Raw genomic sequence first — 19,991 nt, 5'->3', positions numbered from 1 at the left:
TTAGCTCTTTTTTTCTATATCGCAATTTTTGTACAGCTTAAGGCAGCGCCATTGGGCTTTACAGCCCAACCCACACAAATGGAGCAGGTTGAGCTAACCATCCTTTGTTGGGTCAAATGACCCAACCTACAAACTCCTTGCCTGCCTACTGTTCTCTTGCTAGAGTGTGGTGATATTTCTTTTCGCCAGTTTCTGATGACCAATAGCAATGAAATCAAGCAGTTAAGCGTATGTTTTCAAAGTGCGCGAAGCCATTTAACGGCAGTTGACAAGATAAGTTTTACTCTTGTTCCCGGAGAAACGGTTGCGCTTTTGGGGGAGTCGGGTTGTGGAAAATCATTAACAGCATTAGCTTTAATGCGGCTGCTTCCACACTATGCGGTATATGGTCAAAAAAGTCAGATTAATATTGATAATCAGGACATACTTGAATTGCCGGAAAAAGTCATGCGTCAGCTGCGCGGTAAAAAACTGGCGATAATTTTTCAAGAGCCAATGACGGCATTAAATCCCGTTAAAAAAATCGGAGACCAGTTAGCTGAGGCGGTTAATCAGAATCGGCAACTTACCGGAAAAACCTTGCATGAAAAGCTTGTCCGATTACTGCAGGAAGTCGAAATCTCAGAACCTGAACTCAGGCTTAATCAGTACCCGCATCAATTATCTGGCGGCCAGAAACAGCGTATCGTGATTGCAATGGCTTTAGCCAACAACCCTGATATTTTAATTGCAGACGAACCAACAACCGCACTTGATGTGACTATTCAGGCGCAAATTCTGGCATTGCTTAAAAAATTACAGGCACAATACCGGATGAGTATGTTACTGATAACGCATGATCTTGGTGTAGTTAAGACAGCGGCTGACAGGGTTTGTGTTATGTATGCGGGGCAACTGGTTGAAGTAGCGGAGGCAAAGGTCTTTTTCAATGAGGTAAAACATCCTTATTCTCAGCGGTTGCTGGCTTCCATTCCAGATATAGCTAAACGGTCAAACTATCTGCAGACAATAACCGGTTCCGTACCTGTATTGTCGGCACTGCCTTCAGGATGCCGGTTTCATCCGCGTTGTGCGCATCGTTTTGAATTATGTACCGATATTATGCCGGTTATGCAAACTATTGACGGCCGGTCTGTACGTTGTCATTTATATCCGGAACATCATAAACTTCCTGCAATTGATGAAATTTCAAAACAGTGGCCGGAGCGGCCTGAGAATAGTGAAATTTTGTTTACGGTAGATAATCTGTCGGTGTATTTCGAGATTGGAAAGCGGCTATTGCGAAAGGGGCAGACTATTAAAGCCGTTGATGGTTTGTCCTTTGAACTTGCCAAAGGACGTACACTGGCATTGGTTGGTGAATCAGGTTGCGGAAAAACAACTGCTAGCAGAGCATTATTAAGGCTAATCACTGCCACTTCAGGACAGATTCATTATCGAGGCGAAAATGTTTTGCAGCTGTCGGGGCGTTCGTTGAAAGAATATCGAAAAAAAGTACAGATTATTTTTCAGGATCCATACTCATCTCTGAACCCGCGCATGAGTATTGGTGAAATTATTGCCGAAGGCATGATTGCGCAAGGTGTGTCGTCAAGCCAGATTCAGCGCAGGCAGGCTCTTTTGCTTGATCAGGTTAACTTACCTAAAAACTGCCTTAGCCGTTACCCGCATCAGTTTTCCGGCGGGCAGCGCCAGCGGATCAGTATTGCGCGCGCACTGGCAACTGAGCCGGAAGTGTTAATCTGTGATGAACCAACAAGCGCTCTGGATGTTTCAGTGCAAGCCCAGATTCTTAATCTGCTTAAGGAATTGCAATACGAGACAGCCATTTCATATCTATTTATTACTCATAATATGGCCGTGGTATCTTATCTGGCCGATGATGTTCTGGTCATGCGTCATGGCAAGGCAGTTGAAAGCGGCTCTTGCAGGCAGATATTAACAACCCCTGAGCATGCCTATACGAAGCGATTATTGGCCAGCGTATTAACCGTTAATTGATAAATTAAAGGAGTGTTGGGCTTTACAGCCCAATCTGCACTGGTTTAATGAAGTCCAACACTCAATTTTCACTAGTTATGGCGGCATTTTGATAACAAAAAACGGCTTGATAAAGCCGTTTTTGGAAGAAAGGAGGATTATTCGTTGTCTTCTTCTTTTTTTGAAGAATGTCCGCCATGGGAACTTTGGCCTCCTTTTCGGCCCATATCAGCAGCAATTTCACTTACGCTTTTCCCGGATTTTTCAGCCCGAGTTTCCATAGCTTTTCTGCCGCTTGATTCATGACCACCTTTGGCGCCCATTTTACTCATTGCACCTGGGTCATTTTTTTCACGGGTTTTAACCGCTTTGATACCACCTTCATGTGTGCCAGCCATAATAGTTCTCCTCTAAATATTGAGTTAACACTTTATGTGCCTATAAGCGACGAATAAAACGAAGCTTTAATTACAATTAAATGATGGTTTTTCTATATAAAAAATCATCTATAAGCTATCTAATATTTTATTTAATCGCCTATAGGAATTTCAGTATACCACAATGCTTTTTGATGTAAATATATTTGATTTTTTAATGAATATTTTTGATGTTTTTTATTAGTAAAATGTAGGTTGGGCTGTAAAGCCCAACACTCATTTTTATTACAATAATGTCTGCAAAAACGCAGGTAATTCTGACAGCAGAATCATTTCAGCTTCATCTTTATTCCGTGCCTTATATTCAACAGATTGCTGCTGCAAATGACGCTCACTGATAACCAGTCTGTGTGGTATGCCAATCAGATCGCTATCAGCAAACAGGACTCCAGGACGCTCATTACGATCATCAAGCAATACTTCAATCCCTTGAGCAATCAACTGTTGATATAACTCTTCTGCGGCCTGTTTGACCTCAGGGCAGCGGTGACCGTTAATCGGAATGATGACGAGCTGGAATGGCGCAAGCGCTGCTGGCCATAAAATACCTTTCTCATCATGATGCTGTTCAATAGCTGCTGCGACCATTCGGCTAATACCCATACCGTAACAACCCATCAGCATGGTTTGCAGTTTTCCTTCTTCATTAAGCACAGACGCATTCATGGCGCGGGCATATTTGTCGCCAAGCTGGAAAACATGGCCGACTTCAATACCACGGCATGATTTCAGCGTACCTTTACCATCCGGACTGATATCGCCTTCCTTTACATTACGTAAATCATAAGCGTCATGATATTTGGCATCACGATCCCAGGCTGCATTGATATAGTGTTTGTCAGCCTGGTTGGCGCCGCAGACAAATGCAGATAAAGCCAGGGCTTGATGATCGGCGATTACCGGAATAGATAAACCCACTGGCCCGAGATAACCTACCGGGCAACCTAATGCTGTTTGTATGGTTTTATCATCAGCAAGGCTTAATGGTGATTTGACTAATGGATGTTTAGCGGCTTTGATTTCGTTTAGTTCATCGTCGCCACGTAAAACCAAGGCAACCAAGGGGTGTTCAGCGCCTTCCACAATCAACGTTTTAATCATTGCTGCTGGCTGAATGGATAAGGCTTGCGAAACCTCCGCAATTGTTTTGTGACCAATGGTATCAACCAGTTCAATTGCGGCATCAGACGCTTGCGCTTTAGCTGGAATCGCGCAGGTTGCCTGCTCGATATTAGCGGCATAATCACTGCTATCACTGTAAAAAATCAAATCTTCACCAGCATCAGCCATAACCTGAAACTCATGCGAGGCAGAACCGCCAATTGCACCGGTATCTGCTTCCACTGCTCTGAATTTCAAACCCAGACGATTCAGGATTCGGCAATAAGCAGCATACATCGCATCGTATGTTTGCTGTAATGATTCCTGACTCAGATGAAATGAATAGGAATCTTTCATAATAAATTCACGGGCGCGCATCACCCCGAAACGAGGGCGAATTTCATCACGGAATTTAGTCTGGATTTGATAAAAATTTACTGGTAATTGCTTGTAGGAACGCAGTTCGTTGCGCATGACATCAGTAATGACTTCTTCATGAGTCGGGCCATAACAATAATCACGGCCATTGCTGTCAGCCATAGTCAGCAACAGACCGCCAAAAGTGTCCCAGCGTCCGGTTTCCTGCCAGAGCTCTGCTGGCTGGACAGCTGGCATTAATACTTCCATCGCTCCAGCCCGATTCATTTCTTCGCGGGTAATTTGTTCTATTTTACGCAGTACTTTCAATCCTAACGGCAGCCAGGTGTAAAGTCCTGAACCCAATTTACGGATCATACCAGCTCGTAACATTAACTGATGCGAAACGATTTCGGCGTCATTGGGAGTCTCACGGAGGGTTGATAGAAACCATTGCGATGTGCGCATATTCATTCCTGTAAGTAAAATAGAAAAATTATACCCAATAAACGCGAAAATGCTAGGTTCTGTGGATGGAAACAGGGTAGGTTGCCGGTTAAGCGCGTATCCGTCAAACTAAGGAAGTAAATTTCTACACTTCACAAAAACGTTCGGGTTGAGGAAGCGCTTTAGCGCTGTCTCGAAGCTCTGGTATGGTAAGCCTACGAGACAAATGCTACGGATTTTCCTCAGGCCGAACGGGTTTGAGCCGGATGAAATGACAATTGTTTATGTATCAAGATTTTTTAAAACACTCGTCTGCATGTCGTGACAACGTGTGATTATCATCAATCACTACCTTGTTATTCACTATTTGCACCTGATTTTTTAATAAACTGGCAACCAGTTTATGCACTGACAAAGTTTCGTTAGAATATTTTTGGCTGCGGAAAAAATGCCTTTCCTGCTTCAGTATGTGACTGGGTGAGTTTAAAATAAATAGCGCGAATGCTTTTTTAAATTCAGGGGACTTACCCACTATTTCACGAGCTACTGCTTGCAAATAATTTTCCTTATAAGTTTTCTCTTTTCCCTTTATCAGTTGTGGTAAAGTTGAGCTTATGCGACTGTCAAACTCATTCACTGTTTCATTATGTTGCGCATTATTTTCAGTATTCGCAGAAACATGTACTCTGTGCGGCTGGCTTTGCCCGCCAGGGACTGTTACAGCTTTGCACACTTCGCCCATTATAATAAACGTATCAAGAGTTTTTACCTGATCAAAGTCTAGCAAACATACCGAACTCTTAGCCTTCTCATAGAGATCAGTCATAAAATCCCTTTTGAAGCTACGTGATTTAGCTAGTAGGGCTTGGCTTATCATTTCCGCGTATTTGTTTCGACGCACATCAATATTTTTAATTTGCTCTATAGCAGCCAGTATACGCGTATTAAACTCGTGAATGGTTTCAAATTGATTCGGATCCGTGTTTGCCTGCTCTTGCCTTGGGGAATTAGTATTCTGAGAGGTTAACTGGCTGGAATTTCTTACCATGGGCATGTACTCCTGATTATTAGTATATATAATATACATAAAAAAACTTAAGAGATTATTAATTTAATGGATGACACAGGACAATTTTCTTTTGCTGGACAATTTTTGTAGGTTGGGTCGTTTTGACCCAACAAGCTTTTTTTATCAAGCACTCAGATCTGAAAAGTGATTGAAGATTGGTAATGTTGGGTCAAAACGACCCAACCTACACGTAATACAAAAAAATTGTTTGGTACAAAGGGAGAATTTCTTTGCACAGGACAGTTATTTTGGCATGCTGTGTAATTATTTATTGCTCCTCATTTGCCTGTTGCAGCAACAAGCGGGTTTTTTCAGCGATATTATTATGATCATGGCTAAGGCGGTTCAAGTCGTCGCTATAATCATCAAAATCAACTACCCCGGTTCCTACATCATAAATCGCGCCAACCATGCCAATTTCGTCCTGATCAACCATAATTCGCAAAATTTCGCTATTTTGATAAATCTGCTGCAGCGTATTGGCAATATTCAGTGAGGTGACATTGGCGGTAAACTCCTGGTTTTGGCCGGTACGGTTTGCCTGTGTTTCGGTTTCGGCATTAACCGCGGGTTTGATTTTTGCCAGCAGTTGCGTGATATGGCCTTTTTCTACGCCATCGCAAGCCGCCTGGATTGCTCCACAACGAGTATGCCCCAAAACTACGATAAGCTTTGCGCCAACAACATGGCAGGCGTATTCCATACTGGCCAATACATCTTCATTCACCACATTACCAGCAACACGGATACAGAACAGATCGCCGAAACTCATATCAAAAATGGTTTCAACCGGAACGCGTGAGTCAATACAGGCGAGCACGACTGCAATAGGATGTTGCGTCATTGCCGTATGTCTAATGTCGATTTTAGAACTGCGGTGGATACGGGTATCGTTGAGAAAACGCTGGTTGCCCTCGCGTAATACCGTTAACACTTCGGTTGGCGTTAAGGTTGATTGAACGTTATAAGTTGTGACATTAATAAAATCAATATAATCGTGAATATCATAATGATCTTTGAAGCCAATCAGGTTCAGGGAAATTTGTCGGTTTTGGGCTTTCTCTTCCTGGAATTCCTTGATTAACTCAATAATTTCCTTATCAATATAATTGGCATAACGGGCATCAATAATCAGTTGCGAGTTACGCGGTATGGAATCGAGTTCAGCAACCAGAGACGCTTTATTCAGAAAAGTGATTTGTTGCGGCAGCACCAGACGGCTGGTCACACCGTTGGGATAGTTTTCTTTAATAATATCGAGTCTTGCCTGACTGTTGGTTTTCAAAATATAAAAGAGGCTGATTGTCAGACCGATCACAATTCCGAGTAAGAGATTAAACAGAACAATGCTGATGACTGTTGCAATAAACGGAATAAAACGATCAAGCCCCTGGCGGTAAATATTTTTGTAAATAGCAGGTTTGGTCAGTTTGTATCCAGTATAAATAAGAATAGCGGCCAAAGAGGATAGCGGGATCTTGTTTAACCAGCCCGGAATAAGCAGAACAGCTAAAAACAGAAAAAGCCCATGAAGTATTGCAGAGGCTTTGGTTTTCGCGCCCGATTGAACGTTAACCGAGGTTCTGACAATAACAGATGTAACCGGTATACCACCGACCAGACCAGCAACCAGATTACCGCAACCCTGAGCAATTAATTCCTGATCTTTTGAGCAGTAACGGTGCTTATAGTCCAGTTTTTCCCCGGCTTTAACGTTAAGCAGACTTTCAAGCGAAGCAACGATGGCAATAATGATACCGTATAAATAAACTTTGGGATTGCTCCATGCTGACCAGGATGGATATTGCAGTTGATTAAGTAAATCAGTAAAACCATCATGCTCTGGAATATTAACCAAATGGGGGCTGTTTTGTTCAAATGTTGAACCACTTGCAATAAACAACTCATTAATGACTATCCCGGCAATGACAACAATAATTGGCGCTGGAATTCCCTGTAAAAATTTTAATTTTGTTTTATCAAAATAAATTAACAGGGCGAATGATACGAAGGAGATGATAATAGCGCCTGTATTGAGATGATGGGACAATTCGTAAAGCGGTTGTATAGTAAAGCCTTCAGTTGTTTCAAGCAGATGACCCTGAAGCTGTTTAAGATCAGAGGAAAGGGTGAATGCCAGTGGAATCTGTTTGACAATCAACAGAATGCCAATTGCGCATAAAAGTCCCTGCACGACGTTGGACGGAACATATTCGGCAATAAATCCGGCCCGCAGGCTGCCGACAATAATCTGGAACACGCCAGCGAGTACCAGTGCCAGAAGGAAAGTATTAAAATCCCCCAATTGCGTGATCGCCGTTAACACAACAGCTGCCATACCGGCTGCCGGTCCACTTACGCTGACTTGTGAACCGCTGAGTGAGCCAACAACAATCCCTCCAATTATCCCGCTTAAAATACCTGAAAACAACGGAGCGCCAGAGGCTAATGCAATGCCAAGGCAAAGAGGAACGGCGACTAGAAAAACAACTATCGCAGAAATGAAATCGAATTTCAAATTACGGCTTTGATAAACACGCAGTTTGCGTAAATTGGTAGTAACAGCATTCATTAACATTTTTCACTTCCTGGTTTTATGGCAACAATGTGATGCAAATTGTATAATATAAATTCTTTTACAGTAAAGTAATATTTCTTTACTTTATTGTAAATTTAATGCGTAAAAATAATGCAATGAGCTGTGTGTTGGGCTTTACAGCCCAACCTACGCTTTTAAATAAATGTAGCCTTGATGCAGCGCAGCGTAATCAAGGTTTTCCTCTATTACTCAATTTCAGCCAGATTGCCTTTAGTCTCCAGCCAGACTTTTCTATCAGCAGCGCGTTTTTTAGCTAACATCATATCCATTAAAGACATGGTTGTCTGCTCATCGTCCAGGGTTAACTGAATTAAACGCCGGGTATTTGGATCCATTGTGGTTTCCCGTAATTGCATGGGATTCATTTCACCAAGACCTTTAAAGCGCTGGACATTGATTCTGCCGCGGTATTTCTCGTTTAACTCCAGAATGATGCGTTCTTTTTCTTCATCATCAAGGGCGTAATGAACGATTTTTCCGGCGTCGATTCGATAAAGCGGGGGCATAGCGACATAGACATGACCTGCGGCGATCAAGGGTTTGAAATGGCGTAAAAATAACGCACAAATCAGAGTTGCAATATGAGCGCCGTCTGAATCGGCGTCTGCCAGGATACATAATTTGCCATAACGCAAACCGGACAAATCATCAGAACCAGGATCAACGCCGATTGCAACCGAAATATCATGGATTTCCTGAGAGGCAAGAACCTGGGATGAATCGACTTCCCAGGAGTTCAGGATCTTGCCGCGTAATGGCAGAATGGCCTGAAAATCTTTATTACGCGCCTGTTTGGCAGACCCCCCTGCAGAATCCCCTTCAACCAGAAATAATTCAGCCTGGTTTAAATCCTGTTGTAAACAGTCAGCCAGTTTACCGGGCAGGGCAGGACCCTGGCTCACACGCTTGCGAGCAACCTGTTTGGCTTGTTTAAGTCGTTTTTGTGCCCGTTCAATGGCAAAACCGGCAATTGCTTCGCCTTGGCTGCGATGGTGATTCAGCCAAAGGGCAAACGCATCTTTCACCACATTACTGACAAAGCCGGCTGTTTGTCTTGAGCTTAAACGCTCTTTAGTCTGGCCGGCAAATTGCGGTTCTTTCATTTTTACTGAAAGCACATAACGGCATGGCTCCCATAAATCATCAGCTGCGAGCTTTACACCGCGAGGCAGCAGGTTTCTTAATTCGCAAAATGCGGCAAGGGCGTCAAATAATCCGCTTCTGAGTCCATTAACATGTGTACCGCCCTGGGCAGTAGGAATCAGATTGACATAGCTTTCATTAAGGCTGGCCGCTGTCGTTTCAGACCATGCTACCGCCCAGTCTACTGTACCCTCGTCACTGCTGAATTCGCCGGTGAACGGTTCCTCGGGAAAATAATTTTCAGGCAATGATTGTTGCAGGTAGTCAGCTAATCCTTTTTCAAAACACCAGTCGATTTGTTCCTGGGTAATTTTATTGATAAAAGTCATTGCCAGCCCGGGGCAAAGGACTGCTTTGGCGCGCAGGGTATGAGTCAACTGTTTTACCGAAATCCGGGGCGAGTCAAAATATTTGGGATTCGGCCAAAAGCGGATCAGGGTTCCGGTTTCGCGTTTTTTGCAGATGCCGGTTTCATTCAATTCCTGGATTTTATCGCCGTTTGCAAAAGCCATTTGATAGGTGATGCCATTACGCTTGATAGTTACATCAACCCGCTCAGAGAGGGCGTTAACTACCGAAACCCCTACACCGTGCAAACCGCCTGAAAAGCTGTAGTTTTTATCGGAGAATTTGCCGCCGGCATGCAGGCGGGTCATAATGACTTCCACGCCGCTCAATCCAAGTTGCGGATGCAGGTCAACCGGCATCCCGCGGCCGTTATCTTCTACCTCTATGGAGCCGTCTTCATGCAGCGTGACGGTAATTTTACTGGCGAAGCCGGCAATAACCTCGTCCACGCTGTTATCAATCACTTCCTGCGCCAGATGGTTAGGGCGCGTCGTATCTGTATACATTCCGGGACGGCGCTGAACGGGCTCAAGACCGCTCAGCACCTCAATCGCTTCAGCTGTATAATTGGCAGACATTGCTGTTCACTTTAAGGTAAAAGTTTGTAGTTTAACATGAAATACCATAAAACCCGAGAAATGGCAAAGTAAAACCTGTTATTCAACTTTGATTGGAGGGAATTTTTCTGCATAGTTCAAAGGCTTTGCGGCGATAGCCGCGGCAAGCCGCAGGGCAATTTTGCTGAATTGCTGCGCCCGAGGATCATTCCCTGAAGCAGATGGTGTTCCCAGATCTGCCTGATGGCGGATTATACTGTCAAGCGGTAACTGGCCAAGAAGCGGCACATTAAAATTGGCGCTTAATTGGACTCCGCCGCCTTCACCGAATATTGGTTCCTGATGCCCGCAATGGCTGCAGATATGGGTAGACATGTTTTCTACCACACCTGCGACATCAATATTGGTTTTTTCAAACATTTTAATTGCTTTCTGAGCGTCAAGCGTAGCAACGTTTTGCGGGGTAGTGACTATCACTGCGGCAGTTAAAGGAATTTTCTGTACCAGGCTTAGCTGAATATCGCCAGTGCCTGGCGGTAAATCAATAAACAGATAATCGAGATCATTCCATAACGTAATATCCAGCATTTGCAGCAGCGATTTGGCAAGCATGGGGCCGCGCCAGATCAGAGCTTGCTCGCTGTCGGTCAGATAGCCTATCGACATCGCTTCAAGGCCATGTACTTTTACCGGCAGATAATTATCATCCTGCAATTGAACCGGTTCATGTTTACCTAACATCAAGGGGATACTTGGACCATAGATATCTGCATCAAGAATACCGACCCGCGCTCCTGCTTTAGCTAATGCGACGGCAAGATTGACGGTAACCGTTGATTTACCGACTCCGCCCTTACCGGAAGCAATAGCAATGGTATTTTTGACTCCTCTTAAACCATGGCCTGCAAGCTGGGTTTTGCGCGGTCTTATACGCGATTCCAGCGTAACCTGAACTTTGGAACCAAGCGCTTCTTTTAACAGCGGCAGATAGGTTGCGTCTAATGTTTCTATTGGAAAACCGGCTTGCAGTTGTAAATGATAGCCATTGCCAGTGGCTTCAAGTCCTGCTTTCAAATTCATTTGTTCGGCGGTGAGATTTAAAAACGGATCGCGTAATTGGGTAAGTTTTTCAACAATAGCTACTTGCTCTGACATAATATTGCACACAAAATCGAAATAATAGCAATGATAGCGTAGTTAGATGGTGAAGGGTAGAGTGGCAGGCGGCATGGCTGACGCTATCTTTAAAGCCCCTTGCCAATCCTGAGTAATCCAATCGTTTCTTCAAACCGCTGCTCTGGCAGTATGATGGTTTCATTATTACTGCCAGTAATCTCGGCCAGATTTACCAGACTGTTCACTCCATGGCACACAGCGTCAGTGCGTACCGTGGGGTTGACGTAATTACGAATAAAACCGCCAATAGCGTTGGCAGGATTCTTCAAGGCGTAAGCGTTGATCTCAGTATAGGCATTCTGCAGCAGCCAGCGGCTGGTTTTGATTACCGCTTCACGTAATCTGTTGCAATCTCCAATGGGATCTCTAAGACAGACGCGATATAACTCGGTAAATACTTCATTAATCCAGCCGTTACCGCTGGTGGTCATGGTATCAAGATAGCGGCCGTAATTATAAACATCGTGTGGATTATTAATTTGTCTGGCCAAAACCTGATCGACCGCCTGTTTTATAGTATCACGTACCCAAGGGGCGTGATTTATTCTGGCATAATCTGTCAATGACATGGCTACCCAACTGGTTGAGACGGTATTAGGAGCCCTGAAATCATCGCCGACAAAGTAATTTTGTTGCCTGACCTGTTCATTGATGCGGCCTGCGATAAGGCTTGCTCCCTGGTAGTAACGTTTGGCATGGGTAACAGCAGCAAGGCGAGAGAGCGCAGACAAAACCTGGCCCGAATACAAAAAAGATTGTTTTTTGACATAATGCCATTGATCGCCTACACAAATCGCTTCCGGCCATACGCTGCCATCGGACTGTACCATAGTCAGCAGCCAATCGCCGGCTTTTTGGGCGGCGTTAAGGTACACTTCATCATGATAGAATTCATAAAGCTCAAGCAAGGTAAAAATGGTTTTTGAGGCAGTGCCGGCAACCAGCTTGCAGGTTTTTTTATCGGTTTTAATATTGTAGGCATAATAGAATCCGCCGGCGTTTTTGCCGTTTTTAACCTGCATGGATAAAAGAAATCCGGCGATTTTTCTGAAATTCTTTTCAAGTGCCTGATCATGATTATAGCGGTATAGTTTTATAAAGCTGTACAGGCTGGAAGCGCTATAAATTGTACGCAGCAGGGTGCTGTCCTGATCGGATTTTGCCTGATAAACCTTGTAAAACCCATAAAATTGCGGATTCATCACATGCATTAAATAGCGTTGGCTGGCTGCAATTTGCTGTTTAAGCTGATTGGTTTCAAAAAGTCGGAGCGGTATGCGGCCGCCCATTAACTCATAGGCATTGCCTTGATAACTGATGAATGAATAATAGTTGTCAGGCGGATAGCTGAAGGTAATGATAACGCGCAATGCTTTATATTTTACTTTGGTTGCGGCGGTAATTCCAGCATTGGTGAGTGCAAGCCTGGTTGCCTGGCACAAAGTCTGGGCAATTTTATCGGTTGTGGCGGTTCCTTGACCAAGCAGTTGACCCTGGTCAAACAAAGTAATGGTAATATACCAATAGGCATGAGCATATTGCCTGTCCCAGTGTTCATTAAAGCGGGTTGCAGATGGCAGGGGTAAGTTGTCCAATATATTTCCGGCACAATTGTTGACATAGGCAAGTACATCATTGCGAAACTCTCTGTGCTGTTTTGTTGATCGCGGCTCTGTCATAGCGCTGGCAAAACTCGTGGCCGCTAAAAAGACACATACTACAGTATAGACGATTTGTTTGCGCATGATGGACTTGCCTGTCTCTATCAAATCGTTATCAGGAAATACACATCACGAGTATTGCCAGTGAGGAAGCAAAACCAATAAACCAAATCAGTGAACGCAGGCTGGCTAAGTCAATAAGATACAGGATATGGTAAACGACTCGGGAAATTATATAAGTAATAGCCAGGTTCTGGATTAAAGCTGAAGTATGGCCAGTTGCCAATGCCGTTAAGACCGCTACGGCGAAAATCAGTAATGACTCAAACGCATTTTGGTGAGCTGCAACGGCACGGCTGCCAAACCCTGTCAAGCCTGCCTGTTGGGAGCGCGGTTCATTATTATTATAGCCGCCTGCTTTTGCCATCGCATAACCAACCGGGATTCTGGCCAGATAAGGCATTATGGTTGCAATAAACAGACAGACAATTAATGTATTCATAAAATATTCCTAATAATTTTACATAATAAAACAGTGACAGCATTCCCGCTCATTAACCGACAATGCGTCTTCTTGGGGTTCTGCTGTCAGTACATATTCCACTTCAAATTGCTGATATCTCTCCCAGCGCGATTTTAATAGTAATCGGCTTTGTTGAGATAAAGCAAGCGAATCAATCCATGTCGGGTCAAATGGCAATTTTTTATTTAAAATCAGTCCGCCCGCGTTGCGGAGCAGAGCGGGTAAAATTGCATGCTGGTTTGTAGACAAGGGGCTTGCCGAGCTGTTACATTGTTTTGCTATCTGCATAAAATTCATTGGGTACCTGATTTTGCTTTCCTCTCCCTCAAAATCTTTTATTGTCATAGTAATTACTAAATAACCAAAAATATGCTGGTCGCATTTAAACTGAAAGTCATCATCATTTAATTTCAGTTCGCCAAGTAATATTTGGTAAGCCTGGTAGACATCTTCGTTTGACCGGGCCTCGGATTTCAATTTGAAGTTGGTAGCTTGTTTAAGTAATGCGGCATTGGGATTATGTTCTAAAGGCAGTTTGGTTCCAAAAAAATCTAAAGGCATGAACTTCTCTGGTTGATAATAGGTCATTTAGTCTACACATTAGTTAATAATTATGTCAATGCGAGATAAACTTTATGCGCCATATTCCCAAGTTACCCAGGAACAGGTAGACAGATAATAAACACCGCAATGAACGGGGTGTTCGCCATTCGCAAAAAGTTGGGCGTAGCCGTTGACTTGTTGTTGATGGGCAAGTGTTGCGGAGTCATCTTCCCGGCCGGTTTTAAAATCAATAATCCAGCGTTTGCCCTGATCGATGAAAGTCCGGTCAATAATCCGGACTGTTGCATGGCCGTCATTGCGGATTAACAGCTCATATTCATTGCGTTCCTGATCATGTTGCCGGCAAATCCATTGGCCTGTTGCATCGTTGCATAACAAGGTAATCTGATCATGCAACAGGGCTATTGTCTGTTTTACTTCGTCATCGCTAAAACCGGCATGACGGAAACGGTTGCTGACCATAGTCCATGGCAGCATTGAAAGATCGTCTGGATGGTTATTGCATATCCACTGCAAAAGTTCGTGCGCAATGATCCCGGTCAAGCGTTGTTTGTTGGTGAAATTGACTGGTTCCATCCTGGAAAACGGAATGGCTGTTGTTGCTATTGTATTATGATAAAACGAAACCGGCAGGCGCTTGAGCACTGGTAATGCCAAGGCTTTTTCTTCTTGTTCGTTGACTTGTTCCTGCTCAAAAGGCTGATGTTGCAACAGTTCTCGAAAAGTATTGCTGGTGGTTTTATGTTGATTATCGAGCAAATAAAGACGCTTTTTAGCGCGGGTAGCAGCAACATACAACAAACGTTGTAATTCGTAGTTTTCCTTGTTCTTGTCCAGATCGGAAATGTAATCATATAAGAGACATTGCTCATTATAGCTTGCACGGACTGGCGAAATCAGTAACAGTTCATCTTGCTCCTGAAGAGGGAGCTTAAGCCATTTTAACAGCGGTTTGTCATTATTATTCGGTTTTTTACCAAGTCCAGGTAAAATTACACAATCAAATTCCAGGCCTTTGGATTTATGTATAGTCATAATCTGCAGGCGGGATGGCGTGATCTGCTGGGAATAAAGTTGATCAAGTTCTGCTTCAAAGCGTTTGAGATCAGTGATAATCCCATCCTGGTTGTGCCGGGTTAACAGAGTCCAGAATTGCTCAAGGTCGTTTTGCTCTTCTATAGTCAGGATATGATCCAGATAAAGTTGTTTCAAAGTATTCCTGACCCAGTCCGCAAGGCATTGCTGATGACGGATTGCTAACGCGTTTTGCATCACGGAGTAAATAAATTCAGCCCGCAGGCGGCCATCGCTGCTTAGGCCGGTTATCTCGGTGAGATTTGCCAGGGCATATAAGATGGATTTATGGCGATTATAATTTGCAATGCAATGCAGATCAGCCAAAGATAACCCGCACCAGGGGCTGCGTAACAGGCAAAGCCAGGATAGTCTGTCAGCCGGAAGCAATAGCGAGCGGGTAATAAACCAGACATCTTTGATATGCGGCAACGTTGAAAGCTTTTCAATTTCAACCCCCTGAAAGGGGATCTGACGTGCTCGTAACAGGGGGATGATATCAGCAAGCAAACTGCGCGACCGTACTAAAACGGCAATGCTGCTATCGGTCGATATCGTCAATTCCTTTTCGACAATAGCAACCAGTTTTTCCGCTTCCTGCTGCCTGGAGGCACAGGCGTAAGCAAAAATATTACTGTCCTCGGTTGCTGGTAATACACTCACTGCTGACGAAAAAGAAATGGCGCCGGATTCAATGTCATTCTGTGCCGGAAAAATCAATTGAAACTGCTGGTTAACCCAATCAATAATTGTTGCAGTAGAGCGGAAATTACAGCGCAGTTCTAATGGCGTTAAACTGACATTGCCTATACCGGACTTCCATGCTTTCAGAAACAGACCGACTTCGGCCTGGCGAAAGCGATAAATCGATTGCATCGGATCGCCAACGATAAACAGGGTGCGGCCATCTTCGGATTGCCAGCCTGATACCAGTCTGGTTAAGAGCTGAAATTGCTGGATTGACGTGTCCTGGAACTCATCAACCAATAAATGATGAATCGTATTATCAAGATACAGGGCAAGATCGGTTGGCTGGTCATCATCACCCAGCGATAATAATGCCTGTTGTGCAATGGCGCTGAAATCGACCTGGTTAGCTTCGCGAAACACAATGTGCAAATGGGCGGCTAGCAGCGGCAGTAAGGTAAACAAGGCTTGCAGAATCTGCCATTGCCCATTTTCGTATTGCGGGTAAGGCAGCTTGCTGATTCGATTCAACGCTGCACAAAAATCGCTGTTGTCTTTCAGTTGTTCAAACAGAGCTTTGCTGTTTTTTCTCAGCATTTGATATAACGCGTCATCGCAAACGCCTTTTTTCAGACCAATATGATGATCAAATTCCTTTCTTAAGCTATTGGTTTTAGTCAATAACAATTGACCCAGACAAAATGCAACATCGCGATCAAGGCCAGTAAAATCATTCCAATCCCGAAGCGCTCTCCGCGGTGAATCCGGGTTTGCATCGATGCTCGCCAATTGCCTGCAAAGCCGGCATAACTCATCTTGCAAATCATCCGGAACCGAATGAATAAAGCGCTCAAGCTCATGTTGTTCAATTAGCTCCAGTCCATACTCATACAACTCACGGCTCTGGGCGCGGGCAGTATAAATAACGGTTAACCATTGTTCCCGTTTCGCCAGCAAATCACAAAATAACGTTAGCAATTTTTCCTGATCATTGTCGAGGTGATTGAGCAACTGGCTTAACGGTTCCTGCAATACAGCCTGTTCCAGAGCATCCTCCAGGCAGGAGCGGGCAGCCTGCATATAAAGGGGCAGTGGTTGATCGCTAAGTCCGGCATAAGGAACCTGGCGTTCACAAATTGGTATTGATTGGGTCAGTGAATTACACAGCGAATCGATGGTTATAATTTTCAAACGGCCAGGTTGCTGCAATAACTGCCAGCCTAATCGCCTGGATTGGGCCAGGGCTTCTGTCGCATATTGGTAAGTCAGGCGCTGATGGTCTGATTGCGGGGTTTTGCCGGCAGCGGCTTTTGCCAAAGCATGTAAAATACGCTCTCGCATTTCACTGGCAGCCTTGCGGGTGAACGTTAATGCGACTATCTGTTCAGGCGAATTAACTTTCGCCAGCAAACGCAGAAAACGCTGAGTCAGCAGCTCGGTTTTACCCGAGCCAGCTGGTGCCTGAACAATATAGGAACCGCAGGGATCGGTTGCCTGTATACGCTGTTGACTGTCAATAAGCATCATTTAGTCCAGAACGATTTCCTGTGCCGGCGGCCTTAAATTATAAGATGAACTCATGCAATGCCCGTAAGCGCCGGTATTCGCTATCAGAATGACATCATTCTCGGCAGTCGCTGGCATCGGCCGATCATAACCCAAGGTATCGCCTGATTCACAGATGGGTCCAACGATATGGGCAAAATGCTTTGTCGGCTCATGTAATTTACTCAGGTTAACTATCTCATGATAGGCGCCATACAATGACGGTCTGACCAATGAGTTCATGCCGGTTTCAATCCCGATGAACCTGACTTTGCCTTTTTCCTTGCATTGAGTTACCTTGGCAAGAATAACGCTGCTTTCGGCAACCAGATAGCGTCCGGGTTCAAGCCAGAACGATAGCTGCTCGCAATTCGCTTTAATTGCGAGTAAAGCGGAATCGAGAACTGCCAGATCCAGAGGTTGCTGGCCTGGTTTATCGACAATGCCAAGGCCGCCGCCGAGATTAATAATTTTGATGCTCGGAAAAACGGAGGTGAGTTCAGCAAGCATTCGAGCGGTATCCTGCCATAATTCCGGCGTTAAAATGCCGCTGCCAGAATGGGCATGCAAGCCAATAACCTCAATTTCATGTTGCTTGACCAATTCACAAACTGTTTGTAAATCCTGCCTGGGAATTCCGAATTTCGATTCATTCCCGGCTGTTGATACAAATTTATGATGGCCTGCACCGCTGCCAGAATCGATACGCAGGAACAATTGTCTGTTTTTAAATAACTCTGGCCAGGTTTCAAGTGGGTAAAGGCTGTCTATTGTCAAATAGCACCCCAGCTTCAGCCCAAATTCATATTCATGTTTTGCAGCGAAATTCGGCGTAAAAAAGATGCGTTTGGGATCGATATCCGGAAACAGGGATAGAACCAATTGCAATTCATTAATAGAGACGCACTCAAATCCAATTCCTTGCTGATAAAAAGTTTTCAGCACTTCAGGATGCGGATTGGCTTTCATGGCATAAAACAGCTGATCGATTGCTTTAAGTTGGCGTAAGGTATTGGCTTTCTCAAGCAGCGTTGCCCGATCGTAGACATAGCAGGGTGAATGCAGGGCAGCTAAATCCAGCAGTGTACTTTGTCTGGTTTCCCACCATGGCGTTGCACGCTGGGCGGGGTTGCCGAATTCTTCATGCCAGCTTTTGGAGTAATAAAAACTTTGCGGGTTATTTTCAATCAGCAACGTATGCAGCTTCTGACATAATTTTTCTGCATGTGATTCATCAACGACAAAGGTTAAGTTCAAATCGTTGGAAGCAAGACACATCAGATAAACCTGTTTTGCCTCAAATACTTCCAGTGTTGGGCCTAGTTGATGCAGAACAGTACGGATATGGTGGCCGACCAGGCTGACAGCGCTGCATGGTTCAATTAATTTCGCCCGCCCAAACTGATTTAAATCAGTCAGTAAGGCTTCAAGGGCTTCCCGATCACGTAATTTGGCCGTGCTGTCTAAGGACAGAGTCACGTTAAATTCGGAAGACGAGAGCAAATCCACTGAAAAGCCATGTTGTTTGAACGCAGCAAAAATATCTGCCAGAAAGCCAACCTGTTGCCACATGCTGAGCGTATCAATAGAAACCAGAATAATACTATGCTTGACCTGAATAGATTTGATTGGCGGCGCCAGATCATCACTGTCTTTGGTAATCCGGGTTCCCGAATGTTCCGGCATACGGGTAAATTTTACAATCATCGGAATGCCGGCTTTGCGTACCGGCGGAATACAGTTTGGATGCAGTACTTTGGCGCCCATGGAGGCAATTTCCTGCGCCTCATCATAATTCAGCTGCTTAAGCAGGCGCGCATGCGGTAATTGATGAGGATTCGCTGTGTAAATCCCGGGAACATCAGTCCATATTTCACATGCTTCCGCCTGCAGGATAGCCGCTAACAGGCCGGCTGTCGTGTCTGAACCGCCACGGCCGAGCAACACGGTTTCGCCCTGGGGATTCGCGGCAAAAAACCCCTGGGTTATGATAGCCTGTGCGCCGGATTCAAGTAATTGCCCGCGTAATTCCGGATTATGACGGCTTTCACAATGCGCAGCCAGGTAATTGACCGAGTCGCCCCCGATAACCGGCTTCGAAATTAAAGCCTGTTTGGCATCAAACCACATGCAGTTTATGCCCTGTTGTTGCAAATAATGATGACCATAACGGGTCATCATTATTTCACCCAGACTCATAATATGAGCGCGGATTTTGGCGGAGGCCTCTTTAAGCAGGGCAATTCCGGTTAACATCTGATCAAGCAAGGTCAGTTCATTATTAATAAGTTCGGCTGGGATTGCCAATTCTTCTGCCAGTTTAAAATGGCTCTGGATAATATCCTGGTGGATTTCGTTGTGTTGATTTAATAATGCAGCGTCTATGGCTTTTTCAAGCTTGTTGGAAATTTGAGTCAGCGCAGAACAAACGATAATAGGCTGCAATCCGTTTGCAATATGCTGGCTGGTAATTTTTGCGATGTTCTGCCATGTTTGCAGAGAAGAAACACTGGTGCCGCCAAATTTTGTTATTATTTGCTGCATAATTTTTCCCGCACAAAAAAAGTACAAGGTAACATGGCATTATTGGAAATAGCAAGCGGATAAAAAATAAAAATGTTGATTTATGAGCACTTGGCTTTGGTTGTTTTCATGTTGGTCTTTTGTTGAATATTCAATTAGTTAAAAAATAAAAAAACTTCCGAGAATAGTTTGAAAATTAT

Annotated in this window: 12 protein-coding genes; 1 reads left to right on the top strand and 11 read right to left on the bottom strand. The window is 44.3% G+C overall.

Translation table 11 applies throughout. The annotated features are described in order from the left end of the window. Positions 1-195: 195 nt before the first annotated feature. Positions 196-2,001 carry a dipeptide ABC transporter ATP-binding protein gene (locus ACFORL_RS12750; protein WP_382344607.1) on the top strand — a complete coding sequence of 602 codons (1,806 nt, stop codon included), beginning with the start codon at positions 196-198 and terminating at the stop codon, positions 1,999-2,001. Positions 2,002-2,138: 137 nt separating this feature from the next. Here the strand turns inward: ACFORL_RS12750 and ACFORL_RS12745 are convergent, their stop codons facing one another. From ACFORL_RS12745 to ACFORL_RS12695, 11 genes are all read right to left on the bottom strand, one after another. Next, the gene (locus tag ACFORL_RS12745) at positions 2,139-2,378 is read right to left on the bottom strand and encodes a hypothetical protein (RefSeq protein WP_382344606.1); all 240 of its coding nucleotides are present in this window, start codon (positions 2,376-2,378) and stop codon (positions 2,139-2,141) included. Positions 2,379-2,642: 264 nt separating this feature from the next. Beyond that, on the bottom strand, positions 2,643-4,343 hold the full coding sequence (locus tag ACFORL_RS12740) for a proline--tRNA ligase (protein WP_382344605.1): 1,701 nt from the start codon (positions 4,341-4,343) through the stop codon (positions 2,643-2,645). Between the two features lie 268 nt (positions 4,344-4,611). Beyond that, complete coding sequence (locus ACFORL_RS12735) at positions 4,612-5,370, bottom strand: hypothetical protein (protein ID WP_382344604.1); 759 nt, start codon at positions 5,368-5,370, stop codon at positions 4,612-4,614. Between the two features lie 289 nt (positions 5,371-5,659). Beyond that, on the bottom strand, positions 5,660-7,969 hold the full coding sequence (locus ACFORL_RS12730; RefSeq protein WP_382344602.1) for a bifunctional SulP family inorganic anion transporter/carbonic anhydrase: 2,310 nt from the start codon (positions 7,967-7,969) through the stop codon (positions 5,660-5,662). A gap of 206 nt (positions 7,970-8,175) precedes the next feature. Next, positions 8,176-10,059: a DNA topoisomerase IV subunit B gene (gene parE / locus ACFORL_RS12725; RefSeq protein WP_382344601.1), complete on the bottom strand. Its 1,884-nt coding sequence runs from the start codon at positions 10,057-10,059 to the stop codon at positions 8,176-8,178. 78 nt (positions 10,060-10,137) lie between these two features. Next, on the bottom strand, positions 10,138-11,193 hold the full coding sequence (gene apbC / locus ACFORL_RS12720) for an iron-sulfur cluster carrier protein ApbC (RefSeq protein ID WP_382344600.1): 1,056 nt from the start codon (positions 11,191-11,193) through the stop codon (positions 10,138-10,140). 89 nt (positions 11,194-11,282) lie between these two features. Beyond that, positions 11,283-12,959, bottom strand: coding sequence for a hypothetical protein (locus ACFORL_RS12715; RefSeq protein WP_382344599.1), 1,677 nt, complete (start codon positions 12,957-12,959; stop codon positions 11,283-11,285). A gap of 31 nt (positions 12,960-12,990) precedes the next feature. Continuing rightward, the gene (locus ACFORL_RS12710) at positions 12,991-13,377 is read right to left on the bottom strand and encodes an MAPEG family protein (protein WP_382344598.1); all 387 of its coding nucleotides are present in this window, start codon (positions 13,375-13,377) and stop codon (positions 12,991-12,993) included. 18 nt (positions 13,378-13,395) lie between these two features. Next, complete coding sequence (locus ACFORL_RS12705) at positions 13,396-13,959, bottom strand: hypothetical protein (RefSeq protein WP_382344597.1); 564 nt, start codon at positions 13,957-13,959, stop codon at positions 13,396-13,398. Positions 13,960-14,031: 72 nt separating this feature from the next. After that, positions 14,032-17,250 (bottom strand): UvrD-helicase domain-containing protein, encoded by a 3,219-nt coding sequence (locus ACFORL_RS12700; protein WP_382344596.1) that lies wholly within the window; start codon positions 17,248-17,250, stop codon positions 14,032-14,034. Then, entirely contained in the window at positions 17,251-19,812 is a 2,562-nt protein-coding gene (locus ACFORL_RS12695; protein ID WP_382344595.1) for a bifunctional aspartate kinase/diaminopimelate decarboxylase, read from the bottom strand. Between the last annotated feature and the right edge of the window lie 179 nt (positions 19,813-19,991).

The organism is Legionella dresdenensis, assembly GCF_042649825.1.
Taxonomy (GTDB): domain Bacteria; phylum Pseudomonadota; class Gammaproteobacteria; order Legionellales; family Legionellaceae; genus Legionella_C; species Legionella_C dresdenensis.
This window is presented reverse-complemented; position numbering and strand designations above follow the sequence as displayed.

Bases quoted from the DNA above. Each gene is read 5' to 3' on its own strand.
- ACFORL_RS12705 (WP_382344597.1), bottom strand. From the start codon at position 13,959: ATGCCTTTAGATTTTTTTGGAACCAAACTGCCTTTAGAACATAATCCC.
- apbC (WP_382344600.1), bottom strand. From the start codon at position 11,193: ATGTCAGAGCAAGTAGCTATTGTTGAAAAACTTACCCAATTACGCGAT.
- parE (WP_382344601.1), bottom strand. From the start codon at position 10,059: ATGTCTGCCAATTATACAGCTGAAGCGATTGAGGTGCTGAGCGGTCTT.
- ACFORL_RS12735 (WP_382344604.1), bottom strand. From the start codon at position 5,370: ATGGTAAGAAATTCCAGCCAGTTAACCTCTCAGAATACTAATTCCCCA.
- ACFORL_RS12700 (WP_382344596.1), bottom strand. From the start codon at position 17,250: ATGATGCTTATTGACAGTCAACAGCGTATACAGGCAACCGATCCCTGC.
- ACFORL_RS12750 (WP_382344607.1), top strand. From the start codon at position 196: ATGACCAATAGCAATGAAATCAAGCAGTTAAGCGTATGTTTTCAAAGT.
- ACFORL_RS12745 (WP_382344606.1), bottom strand. From the start codon at position 2,378: ATGGCTGGCACACATGAAGGTGGTATCAAAGCGGTTAAAACCCGTGAA.
- ACFORL_RS12710 (WP_382344598.1), bottom strand. From the start codon at position 13,377: ATGAATACATTAATTGTCTGTCTGTTTATTGCAACCATAATGCCTTAT.
- ACFORL_RS12715 (WP_382344599.1), bottom strand. From the start codon at position 12,959: ATGCGCAAACAAATCGTCTATACTGTAGTATGTGTCTTTTTAGCGGCC.
- ACFORL_RS12695 (WP_382344595.1), bottom strand. From the start codon at position 19,812: ATGCAGCAAATAATAACAAAATTTGGCGGCACCAGTGTTTCTTCTCTG.
- ACFORL_RS12740 (WP_382344605.1), bottom strand. From the start codon at position 4,343: ATGCGCACATCGCAATGGTTTCTATCAACCCTCCGTGAGACTCCCAAT.
- ACFORL_RS12730 (WP_382344602.1), bottom strand. From the start codon at position 7,969: ATGTTAATGAATGCTGTTACTACCAATTTACGCAAACTGCGTGTTTAT.